This window comes from Paeniglutamicibacter sp. ORCA_105 (assembly GCF_045798545.1).
GTDB lineage: Bacteria > Actinomycetota > Actinomycetes > Actinomycetales > Micrococcaceae > Paeniglutamicibacter > Paeniglutamicibacter sulfureus.
Map to the genome: position 1 here is coordinate 1 of NZ_JBIXLM010000047.1, position 14399 is coordinate 14399.

14 protein-coding genes are annotated in these 14399 nt (G+C 61.6%); 7 read left to right on the plus strand and 7 right to left on the minus strand.

Annotated features, from left to right (window positions below; genetic code table 11):
- Positions 1 to 86: 86 nt before the first annotated feature.
- Positions 87 to 1208, plus strand: coding sequence for a YihY/virulence factor BrkB family protein (locus ACIPUB_RS17590; RefSeq protein ID WP_407608557.1), 1122 nt, complete (start codon positions 87 to 89; stop codon positions 1206 to 1208).
- Positions 1209 to 1277: 69 nt separating this feature from the next.
- Here the strand turns inward: ACIPUB_RS17590 and ACIPUB_RS17595 are convergent, their stop codons facing one another.
- From ACIPUB_RS17595 to ACIPUB_RS17615, 5 genes are all read right to left on the minus strand, one after another.
- Positions 1278 to 2450: a zinc-dependent alcohol dehydrogenase gene (locus tag ACIPUB_RS17595; RefSeq protein WP_407608558.1), complete on the minus strand. Its 1173-nt coding sequence runs from the start codon at positions 2448 to 2450 to the stop codon at positions 1278 to 1280.
- Positions 2451 to 2647: 197 nt separating this feature from the next.
- A complete protein-coding gene (locus tag ACIPUB_RS17600; protein WP_407608559.1) occupies positions 2648 to 3289 on the minus strand; it encodes a DUF3618 domain-containing protein in 642 nt (213 codons plus the stop codon).
- Positions 3286 to 3741, minus strand: a complete 456-nt coding sequence (locus ACIPUB_RS17605; protein ID WP_407608560.1) for a phage holin family protein — start codon at positions 3739 to 3741, stop codon at positions 3286 to 3288. The genes ACIPUB_RS17600 and ACIPUB_RS17605 overlap by 4 nt, the downstream gene beginning before the upstream one ends.
- Entirely contained in the window at positions 3738 to 4418 is a 681-nt protein-coding gene (locus ACIPUB_RS17610; protein WP_407608561.1) for a hypothetical protein, read from the minus strand. The genes ACIPUB_RS17605 and ACIPUB_RS17610 overlap by 4 nt, the downstream gene beginning before the upstream one ends.
- Positions 4419 to 5759: 1341 nt before the next feature.
- Positions 5760 to 6218: a hypothetical protein gene (locus ACIPUB_RS17615; RefSeq protein WP_407608562.1), complete on the minus strand. Its 459-nt coding sequence runs from the start codon at positions 6216 to 6218 to the stop codon at positions 5760 to 5762.
- Positions 6219 to 7023: 805 nt separating this feature from the next.
- On the opposite strand from ACIPUB_RS17615, the gene ACIPUB_RS17620 reads away from it, so the two are divergent.
- The 6 genes from ACIPUB_RS17620 (at position 7024) to ACIPUB_RS17645 (ending at position 12196) form a co-directional block, all read left to right on the plus strand.
- A complete protein-coding gene (locus tag ACIPUB_RS17620) occupies positions 7024 to 7497 on the plus strand; it encodes a DUF6098 family protein (protein ID WP_407608563.1) in 474 nt (157 codons plus the stop codon).
- 92 nt (positions 7498 to 7589) lie between these two features.
- The gene (locus tag ACIPUB_RS17625; protein WP_407608564.1) at positions 7590 to 9125 is read left to right on the plus strand and encodes an FAD-dependent oxidoreductase; all 1536 of its coding nucleotides are present in this window, start codon (positions 7590 to 7592) and stop codon (positions 9123 to 9125) included.
- A gap of 60 nt (positions 9126 to 9185) precedes the next feature.
- The gene (locus ACIPUB_RS17630) at positions 9186 to 10151 is read left to right on the plus strand and encodes a Ku protein (protein WP_407608565.1); all 966 of its coding nucleotides are present in this window, start codon (positions 9186 to 9188) and stop codon (positions 10149 to 10151) included.
- Complete coding sequence (locus tag ACIPUB_RS17635) at positions 10152 to 11144, plus strand: DNA topoisomerase IB (RefSeq protein ID WP_407608566.1); 993 nt, start codon at positions 10152 to 10154, stop codon at positions 11142 to 11144.
- A 275-nt stretch (positions 11145 to 11419) separates the two neighbouring features.
- The gene (locus tag ACIPUB_RS17640; protein WP_407608567.1) at positions 11420 to 11740 is read left to right on the plus strand and encodes a hypothetical protein; all 321 of its coding nucleotides are present in this window, start codon (positions 11420 to 11422) and stop codon (positions 11738 to 11740) included.
- A 246-nt stretch (positions 11741 to 11986) separates the two neighbouring features.
- On the plus strand, positions 11987 to 12196 hold the full coding sequence (locus ACIPUB_RS17645; protein ID WP_407608568.1) for a hypothetical protein: 210 nt from the start codon (positions 11987 to 11989) through the stop codon (positions 12194 to 12196).
- A gap of 567 nt (positions 12197 to 12763) precedes the next feature.
- Here the strand turns inward: ACIPUB_RS17645 and ACIPUB_RS17650 are convergent.
- Together ACIPUB_RS17650 and ACIPUB_RS17655 are read right to left on the minus strand one after the other, a co-directional pair.
- The gene (locus ACIPUB_RS17650; RefSeq protein WP_407608569.1) at positions 12764 to 13219 is read right to left on the minus strand and encodes a phage holin family protein; all 456 of its coding nucleotides are present in this window, start codon (positions 13217 to 13219) and stop codon (positions 12764 to 12766) included.
- Positions 13216 to 14031 carry a hypothetical protein gene (locus ACIPUB_RS17655; protein WP_407608570.1) on the minus strand — a complete coding sequence of 272 codons (816 nt, stop codon included), beginning with the start codon at positions 14029 to 14031 and terminating at the stop codon, positions 13216 to 13218. The genes ACIPUB_RS17650 and ACIPUB_RS17655 overlap by 4 nt, the downstream gene beginning before the upstream one ends.
- Between the last annotated feature and the right edge of the window lie 368 nt (positions 14032 to 14399).

Below are 14399 nucleotides of genomic sequence, written 5' to 3' on the forward strand. Positions count from 1 at the left end.
AATCGTTGCTCCGTCCGAGGGGTCGTGTTTGACTTTTGGCGAGCAGGAAAATATCCACGGAAGACAATAGATTGCCGAGGTGTTCTATGCCCAGCCACAAGGGATCCAACAGCCACAGCGGATCAGCAGCCGATACCGCAGCCAAGGCCACGTCGGCTCCCGCTCCCGACGACAAACGGAAGCCGGAAAGTCCCACGGATTTGACTGGGACATCGTGGAAGTACATCTTCACCCGGTCCATCAGGGAATTCTCGCGTGAAAAATGCACTGACCTCGCCGCCGCCTTGACCTACTTTGCAATGCTCTCGCTTTTCCCTGCCCTCCTTGCCTTGGTTTCATTGCTCGGCGTCGTGGGACAAGCCGAAAGCACCACGCAAACGATGATGCAGGTGCTTGAAGGCATTGCGAGCCCCGAAGTCGCAAATACCTTGCGCCAGCCCATCGAACAGCTCGCCAGCACGCCATCGGCCGGACTGGCATTGATCGTCGGTCTCCTGGGTGCGCTCTGGAGCGCTTCCGGCTACGTCGGAGCCTTCGGGCGGGCGATGAATCGTATTTACGACGTGGAAGAGGGACGCCCGTTCTATAAACTGAAACCGCTGTTGCTGTTGCTGACCCTCGTACTGCTCCTCATGACCGCCGGCATGGCGATCCTGCTCGTCATTTCCGGACCGCTGGCCCAAACCATCGGCGACGCCGTCGGTTTAGGCGAAACCACGGTCAGTATTTGGAACATTGCCAAGTGGCCGGTGCTGGTGCTTTTCGCCGTAGTCCTGATAGCGGTGCTCTATTACGGCACCCCCAACGTCAAGCAACCAAAGTTCCACTGGCTCAGTCCCGGCTCGGCCATTGCCTTGCTCATCCTGGCGATCGCGACCCTGGGCTTCTTCTTTTACGTCTCGAACTTCGGCAATTACAACAAGACCTACGGAACCATTGGCGGAGTCATCGTGATGCTGCTGTGGATCTGGATTGCCAATCTGTCGTTGCTCTTCGGCGCCATCTTCGACAGCGAAGCAGAACGGGCTCGCGAATTGCAAGGCGGCATAGAGGCCGAGGCGTCACTTCAATTGCCGCCTCGCGACACCAAGGCCAGCGACAAGCTACGGAAACGCGAGGAAAAGGACATACAGGAGGGCAAGGACCTTCGTCTGGAAGCCACGGCACGCGGCGAGGATCCTGACGCAAACGAACGAAGGAACACGTAGCCCGGTGGGCAAAGGAATGGGAAGGGGATCGCGGACAACACCTTCGATTCCCCTTCCCCATTCCCCCGATCAGGGCTGCAACACGACCTTGATGCAGCCGTCCTGCTTCTTCTGGAATGTCTCATAGAGTTCAGGGCCACGGTCCAGGGGCACCGTGTGTGTCACCAGATCATCCAGACCCAAGGGGTCCGTTGTGTCCTCGGCCAAGGGAAGTAGCTCCTCGGTCCAATGCCGGACATTGCATTGCCCCTGACGCAACTGGATCTGCTTGTCGAACATCTCCAACATGGGCATGGGCGTAGCCGCCCCGGAATACACGCCACTGAGGGAAATCGTGCCGCCCCGGCGCACCGAGGCCACGGCCGCATGAAGCACTGCGGTGCGATCAACCGAGACCTTTTCCATGGCCAGCTTCGCAATCTTGTCCGGTAGGAACCCGGTGGCCTGTTGCAAAACCTGGGCTCCCGGGGAGTCGTGGGCTTCCATCCCCACCGCATCCAGCACTGCGTCCGGTCCCCGGCCCGTTGCATCCAATAGTTCCTTGGCAATGTGTTTTCCAAAGTCCATGGTCTCGATGCCGTGGCGTTCGGCCATGGCGCGGCGTTCGGGCACGGGGTCCACGCCAATCACCCTTTGACCCAGGTGCGTGCCGATGCGTGCGGCGAGCTGGCCCACTGGCCCTAGCCCGAAGACCGCCAGGGTCCCCCCTTGCGGGACATCGGCGTAGGCCACGCCCTGCCAAGCGGTGGGCAGGATGTCGGAAAGGAAGAGGTAGCGGTGGTCGGGCAGTTCCTTTCCGACCACGATCGCGCCGTAATCGGCATGGGGAACACGCAGGTATTCCGCCTGTCCTCCGGGCACCCGGCCATAAAGTTCCGAGTAACCGAAGAATGCGGCCCCCTTGTTGTGGGAGTGCACTTGGGTGACTTCGCACTGCGACTGCAGTCCGCGGTCACACATCCAGCAGCTGCCGCAGGAGATATTGAAGGGTATGACCACCCGGTCACCGACCTTCACCCTGGAAACCGACGACCCGATTTCCTCGACAATACCCATGGGTTCGTGCCCCACAATATCGCCGGCGTGCATGTACGGGCCCAACAATTCGTAGAGGTGGAGGTCGGATCCGCAGATTGCGCTCGATGTTACTTTTATGATGATGTCCCCGGGCTCTTCAATGCGCGGATCGGGCACTTCCGTGAACTCGATCTTTCGTTTTCCCTGCCATGTCAATGCCTTCATTGTTTCCTCCCGAAGCGTGGTGGATTCATTTGTTGGTCCCGGTTGTGTGTTTGTGGCCGCAGCGGCTAGAGCGATCGTCCCCGGGTTCGCCGAAGTAGGCCGTCACGGCGCGATTAGATCGACGGGCGAGGGAACGAGGTGCACAGCAGTGTGCCGCGGGGCCGGGATCCCCCGGTCCCGCGGCACAACGCCTTGCGCTACTGGAATCCGCCGCTCGTGCGTGGCGGATCGGGGTACGCTGCCCCGCGATCCGTGGTGGTGCGCGGTGTTGCGCCCGTGGTTGCGCCCGAGTCCGACACATTCGCCCCGGCACCGCCGGCTTGGTCCTTCAGGTGGCTGGCTTCGTCGGCCGTCTCCGTCCTGAGCGTATCGGCCGATTCGCGAGCGGAGGACTTCAGGTTCTCCACGGCCTCGGTTGCCGGTTCCTTCATGTCCTCGGCGATGGTCTTGGCAGCCTCGGACAGTTCCTCGGTCAATGGCTCCGCTTTCTCCTTTAGCGCATGAACCATGTCGCGTTCCTGGTCGCTACCCGGTATGAGGGAAGAGACGAGAAGTCCGGCACCAAAGGCGATGAGCCCCGCTGCCAGCGGGTTCCCACGGGTCTTGGAGACCATGGTGTCGGGGGCATTATGCAACATGTCGCTCGCATCTTCCCCTGCAGTTTCAACGCTGCCCATCACCGCGTCCTTGGCCCGACGTACCGAACCCTTAATCCGCTCGCCTTGCCGGTGAGCAATACTCGAGGGACTGACCTTGTCGGCAATGGCGTCCACGTCCTCACTGAGGTTTCCGCGTGTACGCTCAATGTCATCACGAATCTCTTCCGGATCCCTGCTCATGGGGTTTCCTCCTTGGGGTTGAATGCTGGCGGGATGTCCTTGATGGTTTCGGCGGTCTGGGGAAGCCCCTTCACCTCTTTGAATTGCTTCTTGGCAACGCTTGCCATGACCGCGGCGACAATGGCCCATACCACCGCAACGATGACGGCGGACCAGCCGTAGCCGACCCAGTTCGCGATCCCGACCATGGCCGCTATGGACAGGAAAAGCAGGACGAAGTGACCTGCAACTCCTGCGCCTCCGTAGAGCCCCGCCCCCTTGCCTGCAGATCGGGCCGAAGCCCGTAGTTCGGCCTTGGCAAGTTCGGTTTCCTGGCGTACCAGGTTCGAGACGTTCTGTGTCAGGTCACTAAAGAGGTCTCCCAACGACACGTCCGCGGCAGCATCGGTGGTTTCCGCGTTCGGCGGAGCGCCGGCCCGATGGGCACCGGTATTTGTCGGAAATTCGCTCATGATCCGCTGAACCCCTGTCCGTTCCCCCGACCCGCGGGCGGGTAGTACTCCACCCCCGGGTCGACGCCTGTGCCGCCGACGGCACCTGAACCCATGGTTTGGTTAACCGTTGGCGGAAGCGGACTTACGTCGCGTGGTTCGCCCATTTCGGGAATTTGCGCCGATGAGGCCCGGGACTTTTCGGAGGCATCTGGTCCGCTTCCGGCGTTCCGGGTGATCCTGCCGGCGAGCAATCCTGCACCGAGTGCGATGCCCAAAAAGGCCCCGGGACGACGACGGGCAAAGTCCTTGACTTCGTGGAGGATGTCGCCCGGCTCCTTGTTTCCAAGCCACTGCGCGGCGTCGCCGCTATACCGGGCCGCTTGGTCCACGAGGTGGGATGCAGTGCCCGAGGCGTCCGAGGACTGCAACATGGAGCGCAGTTCATCGCTGATCTGGCGCAGGTTCGTGGAAACTTTTTCCTGCGCGACGGCGGTCTGGGCCTTCACGTCCGAGCCAAGTTCATCCAGCAGATTGCTGGTCTGCTTTTTCGCGTCGTCGAGTATAGACTCCGCCTCTCGTTTGGCTGCATGGCCTACGTGCCTGGCGGATTCCTTGCCGTCTTCGGCCAGTTCGCGAGCCTGTTCCTTGGCTTCTTGGCCTTTCCCGGACGTGGAACCCGGCTGAGGAGCGCCCACCACAGGGGCGCCAGAGACTCTCGCGTCGCCGCCGGCGGTACTGGGTCCACCTAGATCGGGAGGCAGAAGTGGTTCCGGCGGCACAATGGGATCGCCTGTCTTGAACGGCTCGGAAACCGGGTCATTCCGATGCGCTTGGACGTTGTGTCCTCCCGTCTTCGGTGGCGGCACACGACCTGCGTCGCCTAAGTTTCCCTCTGGCGGGTATGCGGCGTTGAAATCATTCTCACTCATTGGTTGACCTCCAATTGATCCACGCCCCGTGGGGCAGTATTCGTCGGATTTCGTGACCCGCAGCTTGTGTGGCGGGACACCGTGCATGCATCGCACCGGGTTCTTGGCGCGTATGCGAATCAATGAACTTGACTTGTGCTCAGTATTTCGGCTTCCTGAATGTTCGCGATTTGCTCAGGATCAAGAGAGGAAACTTTCCGTGCCGAACCTAAACGCTGGATCCCCGCTGCTAAAGGATCCGCGATACAAATCAGCAAAACAAGAGAATCGCGCGGACACAACCTTTTTGACATCGACCCCATGAAAATTGTTGGGATCGCTGTCGCGGCGCTTCGGAACGGCCGTACGAAACAGCCTTGAGGACGACCGTGACCGTTGCTTTGAGGTTGAGTCGTCAAAAACCGGAAAGGGTGTCTGGGCGGAAACTGGCCTTCGACCGGAGTCCAAGCCCAGTGTTGCCGTACAGGTCGCCGGATGGGAAACGTGGCACCTTGAATCATCCATCGTCAATTGACGTACGGAGGACCGATCGCGACTACTTTTCATCGACTCGGGCGGACCTCGCGCCTTCAATACAGGGAGGAGCCACAGGGACTCCGCAGTGCCGGAATACTGCAAGGGCAGGCAACTGGGAGCGCATGATTTTCTGGCCGTGAGTTTGGGTCCTGTGGGAATGATCCTATGGGAATGAGTAAGATCGATTGCCTCGAACTGGAGGTCCACGACATCGCCCGTGCGACGTCGACTATCACGTTCTCGGTCTGCTTCGGTTTGGGTCGATCGAATTCGTTTTGAAGCTACTCCAATGAATGAAGATCCACATACTCCGGCAACCCGTCAAAGGCTCGTGAATCGCAGCCGCCACTCTCGCGCGGCAGTTTCAACTAATGGGCGGCCGAGTGCGGGGAGTGCAGTTGTGTCCCCACCCAGTAACGTGAAAAGACAGCGGAGTTTCCGACGTCAATTGAACAATCGAAACAGCAGGCTCTTGGAGTGTGGACGCTCAACCGAAAGACACCTACCCTCACCAAGCGACAGTGGTCGCCGTTCCGAAGAACAGCGACCACTGAGGGCGTTCTCGTCCTTTATTGGACACACGCTTGATACTTAACGATCCTCGTTGCCGAATTCGCCAAGCGTCTCGTCTTCACTGCTACCGGAACGTTCGCCGAGCTGCTCGGACTCGAGGCGTTCTTCGCCGCCGCCGAACCCACCGGACTCCTGGCCTCCATCGCCGCCACCGAACCCACCGGACTCCTGGCCGCCATCGCCGCCACCGAACCCACCGGACTCCTGGCCGCCGCCGAACCCGCCGGACTCCTGGCCGCCGCCGAACCCGCCGGACTCCTGGCCGCCATCGCCGCCACCGAACCCACCGGACTCCTGGCCGCCGCCGAACCCACCGGACTCCTGGCCGCCATCGCCGCCTAAATCACTGGCCAATTCCGAGCCATCCGTGCTTTGTCCGTTGCCGAAGCTGCCAGCATCGGCCTCCCCGCCGATCAGATCTTGGTTCTCGTTTTCGTCTTGGTTTCCGAACTGTCCGGAGTTGTATTCATCTGCCATGATTCTTCTCCTTTTGTATCTTCGACCCCTATACGAGCGGGATGACGAGACCCAATGTAATAAACCAGCACCGACGTGACAACCCGTTTTTGGCGACTCGCCGAGATGGCTTTTGAACCGTAAAAACCTTCCATCGCCTTCAATTGCGGGTGCACCGAAGGTCCTCCAGGTGATTCAACCCCGTAATATTCCGATAACTGGAGATGCCTTCCACGCGATTCGATAAATACGTCGATATTGAATGTTCCGGGCAACGTGTAAAGTCCTTCCTTGCATGGCAAGAGTGCCATTAGAGTCGAACTACACAGCCCGACCATGGGACCGTCATATGGCTCGGTTAGCAGAGCTCAGAGCCGCCTGCGCGGCGAATACTAGCTAGCGGGCGACGGTCCCGTGATCGAGGACTGGGCACCGTCGAAACCAATGCAACTGCCGGGCTTGGTCAGGGAACCCTGGGTCGCCCGGAATGACTACGATGTTTTTCCCGCCGACGTGCAAGGGGCGAAGCATGGCGCAGATCTCCAGATCCGGGAGAGTCATAACCGAATTCGAATTTGCACAGTCACGGAAGGATGAGGTCCGACGACCGCGATTGCCAATAAAGGGACCGCTTGCTGATGAGCAGTCCGTAATTGCTCCCATGAGCCGGACATCACGCGCAATCTCCGCGTTTCGAGAAGACGTCCCACGGCAGCCGTCCTGGCACATCGGCGCTAACAGAGTGAACTACACAAGCGAACGACGCAGACGAGTGGTCCTTCGACCTTCCCTCGATATCGAGCACGCCATCACGCGTTGGATCCATATGCCAGCGATCCACCCAAGCCCATGCCAGGGCCAGCGAGAAAGCAAGAAATCCATCGATGCCTCTCTAGTGGTGCATACGAGCTCTATTTGGGAGGTAATACCGGTGGATGTCCCGATGCTGGATTCGCTCGTCGATCTTGAACGAATGGTCAAACATTCTGCTGATTTCTATGTCAGGTATGCAGAAGGGTGGGACGCAGATCGCGAACGGGGAAGCAAAGACCACGAGAGCGGGATCGAGATGCTGGCCTTATCAGTCAATCCGCTATCCCCAGAACTTTGCTGGACAAGACCCCTGACGGATTGGTTGGCCCGCCAGCTTTGCCAATTCAAGCACCTGTTTGGGGAGTACCCGAAACGCAAGGGATGGATCGCACATGGCAACAACGCAGGACGGGGGGCCGGACTGCGATCCGCTTTTCACCCAGGTCGAGTCAGCGGCGAAGCTTTCGGATGCCTTGCTGGAAAATGACCCGAAGAATAGGCGTCCCCAGTAGCTGGAGGGAAACACTCCAGTGACGCTGACATCACAAAAAACCGCAGAAGCAACCCAAGGAGCACACCATGGACTCGATATGGCTAGATCCTCGACCTGGCATTGCAACAGACCTCTTCGTACCCGACGGGCACTACGACGCGGTGGTGGCCGGGGCCGGCCTCACCGGTCTGGTTAGCTCGCTGCTTCTCAGCAGGGCCGGATTGCGCGTGGCAGTGATCGAGTCCCGATTCGTGGGCGCCGGGACCACCGGGCACACCACGGCGAAACTCAGTCTGCTTCAGGGCACCACGATGCAGGAAATCCGCAAGATTTTCCCTGCGGAAGTCGCACATGCCTATGTGGAAGGGAACAAGGAGGGACAGGCCTGGCTATTGCGGTATCTTGACGAGGTCGGGGTACCGCACCAATCCCGTGATGCCTTCACCTATGCAGTCGATGCCTCGGGCCGTGAACAACTCGAAAAGGAGGCGGAGGCCAGCAGTGAAGCCGGACTGCAAATCGACACCCTTGAGGATCCGGATATCGGGCTGCCGTACGCGGTTGCCGGCGCCCTCGTCCTGCGCGACCAGGCCCAGTTCGACCCCGTGGCAGCGTTGAGGGCCCTATGCAACGACGTCCGCACCCGCGGAGTCAAGGTCTTCGAGGACACCCGTCTCACCGGCGCGGGCAATTCCGCACCCCTGGAGATCACCACGAGTCAAGGATTGCTGTTCGCCGACACGCTGATCATCGCCACGGGCACCCCTGTCCTGGATAGGGGTGGATTCTTCGCCAAACTGGAACCTTCCCGTTCATACCTCGCTGCCTACACCGGCACCCCCCACGGCCGGCCCTTTCCGCAAGGCATGTATCTCTCGGTCGGGAACCCAGGTCGTTCCCTGCGCACTGCCACACGCCACGGAAAGCCCGTATTGCTGGTGGGAGGCAACGGCCACCCGGTCGGCGCAGGGTCCCCGCGCGCAGCCGCCCGGGATCTGGACCTGTGGGCCAGGGAGCACTTCGCGGTGGCCGAACGCACGCACGCTTGGTCCGCACAGGACTACCGTTCGGTCAATGCCGTGCCGTTCGTCGGTCCGATGCCGCGCGGCGGCGGCCGGATCCACGTCGCCACCGGATATAACAAGTGGGGCATGACTAACGCCGTCGCAGCCGCCTTGAGGCTCTCAACCGAATTCCTGGGCGAGGAGACCCCCTGGGGCGCGGTGTTGGCCCATCGCACCTCCGGTGCCGCGGCACTGGCCGAAACCGGCAAATTCAATGCGGGTGTTGCCAAGGGACTGGTGACCGGTTGGGCGCACGCTCTGACCCAGTCCAATTCCCGCGTCGCCGAAGAAGCCCCCGACTCCGAAGAGGCAACCGCGCCGGGACGAACAGATGGCAGGGTGGTCCATGACGGCGTGCACCCCGTCGCCGAATCGATCGTGGATGGGCGTACCTGTCGGGTCTCGGCCATCTGCACCCATTTGGGTGGGATCCTCACCTGGAACGACGAGGAACGTTCTTGGGACTGCCCGCTGCACGGCTCCCGCTTCACGCCCTCGGGCATCTTGATCGAGGGCCCTGCGACCAGCGACCTGAAGCCCGCGGACGACCGGACCTAGAAGGAGGGAATTGATGCGCATTCTCTGGTCACCGGATGCCCCGGGTGCTTGACTGGGAACATGAGAGCAATCTGGACCGGATCCATTGCGTTCGGGCTGGTCAATGTGCCGGTCAAGGCCTATGGCGCCACGGAGGACCACGACGTCCAACTCCACCAGGTGCACGACGCCGATGGCGGCCGAATCCGCTACCAGCGCCGCTGCGAGGTCTGCGGCAAGAAGATCGACTACGAGCACATCGACAAGGCCTATGACGACGGTGAGCGGACGGTGGTGCTCAGCGGCTCGGACATGGAGGCCCTTCCGGCGGAGAAGAGCCGGGAGATCGAGGTGGTTCAGTTTGTGCCAAGCGATCAAATCGATCCCATCATGCTCGAACGCAGCTACTACCTTGCCCCCGATTCGAAATCGCCCAAGGCCTACTCGCTGCTGCGCCGCACCCTTGAAGAGACCGAACTGACCGCGGTGGTGAAATTTGCGCTGCGGCAGAAGACCCGATTGGGTGCCATGCGCGTGCGCGGGGACGTTTTGGTGCTCCAGGGGCTGCTCTGGGGGGACGAGGTCCGCGAGGCGGACTTCCCGGAGACCAGGAAAGGCAGCAAGATCAGTCCGCAGGAGCTGAAGATGTCCGCGGCCCTCGTCAAGCAGTTCAGCGCCGATTTTACTCCCGAGGAATTCGAGGACGACTACCAGGTACAGTTGCGCACGCTGATCGAGGAGAAGCTCAAGCAAGGCGATTCCCTTGACACCGAAAAGACCTTCGGCGCGAAGGACACCGATGCGCAGGAGACCGAGACCGGGGACGTCATTGACTTGATGGAGGCGCTCAAGCGCAGCATTGCCCGCAAGGGCCAGCCAAGTGAGGCGGACGGGGGCGGCACGGCGGCGCAAAGCGGGACCGGCAAGAAGGCGACGGGCACAAAAAAGACGCCGGCGAAGAAGAAGGCACCTGCGAAAAAGAAGACCACGACAACCAAGACCGCCGATGCCCCCGCTGCAAAGAGCAAGTCCCGCAAGGGCGCCTAAATGCACGATGGCCTTGAACGCGTGGAGCCCGGTACCGCGGGCATTCGCAGGCTGGCTGCCGGACGCGGCTTCAGTTACCTGTCGGCCAACGGGCGGCGGATCCGCTCGGAGCGGCTGCTCGAGCGGATCAGGCAACTGGCGATTCCCCCGGCCTGGACGGAGGTATGGATCGCTTCCTCCCCAAAGGCCCACATCCAGGCAACAGGGGTGGACGCAGCGGGACGCACGCAGTACCTCTACCATGCCCGCTGGCGCGAGGTTCGCGATGACGAAAAATTCATCCGCTCCCTGGCCTTCGCCCAGCGGCTCCCGGTCCTCCGCCGCATCGTGACCCGTGACCTGAAGCAGACCCAAGACCCCAGAAGACGAGCGCTGGCAGCTGCCGTACGGCTCATGGACCGAGCCGGACTTCGGATCGGCGGCGTCGCCTATGCCCAAGAGAACGGTTCCTTCGGCGCGACGACCCTGCTCAAGCGACACCTTGAGACCGAGAGCCACACCGTACACCTGCATTTCTCCGGCAAATCAGCAGGAACCTGGGACGTGACGATCAGCGATCCCCTACTGGCCGACTATTTTTCCTCGCTGCCGCGCACCCCCGGTTCGGGGCCGGCGATCTGCCACGCCGTGGCATCCGGTCGCCGGAAGCAATGGACGGCAGTATCGGACACCGAGGTAAACGGTTATCTGGGCGACGTTGCCGGTCATGGGTTCACCGCCAAGGACTTTCGCACATGGCAGGGCTCCGTAGTGGCGGCCGTGTCCTTGGGCCGTGCCCAGCGGGCGGGGGCCACGTCGCCCGAAGCCGTCACCGCAGCCATCCAGGAAGCCGCCGACTGGCTGCACAACACCCCGGCCGTCGCCCGGGACTCCTACGTGAACCCGCGGGTGATTGCACTTTTTGAACGTGGCGTGGTTGCCGATCCGGGGCAGCGGCCGGATCGTGCGGTGCTTGATCTCTTGCTCGATGGTCGTGAAGGAGACCGGGGGTGAGCCGTGTATCCGCACCATGGTCCCATCGCTAAACACGAACACCCGAATCCAATACGTCATCAACTATTGCATTCGCCGTCCGTGGACTCGGCGTGGGTTCAGCCCCCCGGGGGCGTGTGACGCACATGGACGCGATGTCGAAATGCTTGTGCTCTGTGACACTTCACCTACATAATCAAAAGGTCTTCGGTTGGCGGATTCTTCCGCCAACCACACGTGGCTTCTCCAGTCCCCGGGAACCCGTTGCCTTTCAGCGAAACTCGAGGATCGGGTTCATGAAGTCCCCCCAATTGCTTGCGGAGCCGCAACGTCACGGTTCATTGCCCGTGCCGGCGGCCGCCATGCGCGTCCCTACGTCGCCAGCCCCGACAAAAAATGGTTCGGCAGTCATCTGTCAAAGCTGCCAAAGCGATCACTACCTCGTTTTTGAAAAAGTCATCCCCCTGCCGCATCGAATTTCCGAACCGGCAACTTGGGAGATTGAATGCTGGTGCGGCCAGTGCGAGGAATTCCTGGCGGTGCGGACCACCCGACCGCCGCTAACGCCGCATTCCATCCTTAATGCGTCGACGGGACGGGAACGCGGGCGCATCTGACGCCCATTCATTGATCCGCCAGGTGGCCAATGCTTGACTTGGGATTGACGGAAAGAGGCTGATGTAACACCATCGGATGCCGAAGGACGGACTGTCCATTCGAAACGAGTGCCGAAGCAAGCCGCCCAGGATGTGCCGTAAGCATTGACCAGCACGCTGTCCGGGTTCCAGTTGTCCAGCCTGCCTGACGAACGAATTGACCGAACATAGAGGCCGCATTGGAATGGCCAGTGAAAGGAAAGTGCCGTGCATGAGTTGGACCTGATCCGGGCAGCCAGCGAAGACGTGGCGGCCGCTCGGCTCTTGCTGAGGCAACGCCAGGAAACCTTGGACGCCATCACGCGCGCGGCGCTGGAACACGGTGTCCCCGCCGCGGAAATCGCCGCGGTCCGCAACGAGACCGGCGACATTCCTCACGTCGAAGGTCTACCGAGGAATGTCGCCACGAAAGGCTGAGAGCAACGCGTGGTCGCCTCGCCTCTCCAGGCTGTCATTCTCCAGTTGGGGCCAGTGCACCGCCCGTGTCCCCCGGGAATCAATGTTCGATCAAAGGGCCCAGCACGGGAGCTGAGCGAACGCCTCGCGATTGTCAGGCCCTGTCGGTTGCCTGCGCGTGCCCCGCCTCGCGGGCGCAATGGGCACAACAGTACATGCCGGTCTCACTTTCCACGCCGTGGCCCAGGATCCTGCATCCGCAGTGGGCGCATGCAGGCGCCATCATATGGGCGGCACATTCAAAACTGTCGAACGTCCGGGTCTCCCCCGCCCCGGGTCAGCGTGAAGGTCTTGTCATAGTCATTGCCGCACATATCGCACGTAGCCATGGTCGCTCCTTTTGTATGGTTTTCTTCTGGGGGGTAAACGCATTTTGTACCTTTCCGGGAGGATGAGGCGAGACCGGTCCCTCACCTGGTTTGTCCCGCTCGAAACCTCCGTCCTGGTCCCCAAGGGCATCCCCATCGGAAGCCGGGAAGTGTCATGCTTCATCGTCCAAGCGCATCCCTCCCGTCTCCGGCGCGCGTTTCACGGTGCCGTGGGCCGGGAACTGGTTCTCCGGGGCATCTCCCGGTTGGTTGCGTTGCCATCGGGCAGGCCGTCGAAATCCTCGAACCCGTTCCTGCCCATGTCGATGAGTACGGCGGCGACGATGACCCAGAACGCTGCCAGAAGAAGTACTGCGTATCCCCAGCCGATCCAGGTTGCCAGGCCCGCCAGGGCGGCCAATGCCAGAAAGAGGAACGCGAACTGTCCGGCCAGGACGGCCCCGGCATAAAGCCTCATCCCCTTGCGCACCGTGCGGTAGAGGATCCGGATCTCGCCCTTGACCAGCCCGATCTGCTGGTGGACGATGGCATCGAATTTTTCGGTGAATCCCCTGAACCGGTCCTCTAGCGCATGGCGCTGCGTCCGGTTCGAACCACGGGTGCGGGGCGAATCCAGGGTGTCCTGGGGCTGGACGTCCGCTGGTTGCCTGCTCATGGTCGGCTGAATCCCGGCCCCGGGCCGTGCAGTCCCGAAGGCTTGCCTCCAACATCGAGGTTGCCTTCGGTGCGCCGAGGCTCGGTGCCGCCAATGTTCGCACCTTCCGCCCGCTGCATTGCGGAGTCATTCCGTGGGCGCTCTGCGGATACCGGGGTCCTGCCTGTGCGCGCGTCGTTTGCCTCCCGTGCGGACGCACCTTCGCCGGCGTTCCGGGTCAGACGGCCCGCAACCAGGCCGGCGCCCAAGGCAATTCCAAGAAATGCCGCCGGGTGTCGCTTCGCAAACCGCTTGGTCTCCTGAACAAGGTTACCGGGGTCCCGCCCGTCCAACCAATCAGCCGCGTTTGCGCTGTACACCGTTGCCCGTTCGACGACGTTCCCGGCCAGACCGTTGGCAGAACCGTCATGGAGCATCCACGCGAACTCGTCACTGATTTCACGGAGCGTGGTGGTCACCCGGCGTTGCTGCATGGAGGCCTGGTTCCGGACCTCGTCGCCGAGGGTGGAGAACAACCTGGACCCCTCATCCCCAAGGTCCCGCGCAATATGGTGTGCCTCGGTTCCGGCGGCCCGGGCCATGTGCCCCGCGGACTCCCTCCCGGAGGTGACCGGTCCCGGCGCGTCGTTTCCGGCTGCGCCATCTCCGGCCGTAGCGAAGGGGCCCACTGCCCCAGGGGTCGTTCCGGTCGCCGTCCGCTTGGCGGTATCGGTCCACGGGTTCTTGATTGCCGGCTGCACGGTCGGCCGAACTGCTTGCCGGTCCAACGGGACCTCGGGTGTGTAGGGGGCACTGAAATCATTGACGTTCATGGTCTTCCTCCAATAGGTCCGCGCCTTGGAAGCGATGTCTGCCATGGAAACCCGGCCGCCCATGACCTTTCACAGCGCATGTTTCTCCTCGCGCCCCGGTTCGGTTTTCTCTGGACTCGATGTGAATTGGTGAATGGCCCGTCGTTGCGTGGCGACGCCGGGGGAGGCAGCGACCCCATGTGGGATCCTCAACGTATCCCGACGACCATCGGCGCTGCCACGATGCGGTCTTCCGGAGCTCCGGGGCTCCGCGGAAAACCCTGTCATTAAGAGCAAAGCAATAGTTCCGCCTCGGCACAAGGGTTTTGACATCGGAGGCAGGGAATCGGTTCGCTGGACGGCTTATGACCTGTCGGCGAGGGAAACAC

Excerpts from the sequence above, each read along its gene's own strand:
- ACIPUB_RS17590 (WP_407608557.1), top strand. The coding sequence starts at position 87 with ATGCCCAGCCACAAGGGATCCAACAGCCACAGCGGATCAGCAGCCGAT.
- ACIPUB_RS17595 (WP_407608558.1), bottom strand. The coding sequence starts at position 2,450 with ATGAAGGCATTGACATGGCAGGGAAAACGAAAGATCGAGTTCACGGAA.
- ACIPUB_RS17600 (WP_407608559.1), bottom strand. The coding sequence starts at position 3,289 with ATGAGCAGGGATCCGGAAGAGATTCGTGATGACATTGAGCGTACACGC.
- ACIPUB_RS17605 (WP_407608560.1), bottom strand. The coding sequence starts at position 3,741 with ATGAGCGAATTTCCGACAAATACCGGTGCCCATCGGGCCGGCGCTCCG.
- ACIPUB_RS17615 (WP_407608562.1), bottom strand. The coding sequence starts at position 6,218 with ATGGCAGATGAATACAACTCCGGACAGTTCGGAAACCAAGACGAAAAC.
- ACIPUB_RS17620 (WP_407608563.1), top strand. The coding sequence starts at position 7,024 with ATGCCAGCGATCCACCCAAGCCCATGCCAGGGCCAGCGAGAAAGCAAG.
- ACIPUB_RS17625 (WP_407608564.1), top strand. The coding sequence starts at position 7,590 with ATGGACTCGATATGGCTAGATCCTCGACCTGGCATTGCAACAGACCTC.
- ACIPUB_RS17630 (WP_407608565.1), top strand. The coding sequence starts at position 9,186 with ATGAGAGCAATCTGGACCGGATCCATTGCGTTCGGGCTGGTCAATGTG.
- ACIPUB_RS17635 (WP_407608566.1), top strand. The coding sequence starts at position 10,152 with ATGCACGATGGCCTTGAACGCGTGGAGCCCGGTACCGCGGGCATTCGC.
- ACIPUB_RS17640 (WP_407608567.1), top strand. The coding sequence starts at position 11,420 with ATGAAGTCCCCCCAATTGCTTGCGGAGCCGCAACGTCACGGTTCATTG.
- ACIPUB_RS17650 (WP_407608569.1), bottom strand. The coding sequence starts at position 13,219 with ATGAGCAGGCAACCAGCGGACGTCCAGCCCCAGGACACCCTGGATTCG.
- ACIPUB_RS17655 (WP_407608570.1), bottom strand. The coding sequence starts at position 14,031 with ATGAACGTCAATGATTTCAGTGCCCCCTACACACCCGAGGTCCCGTTG.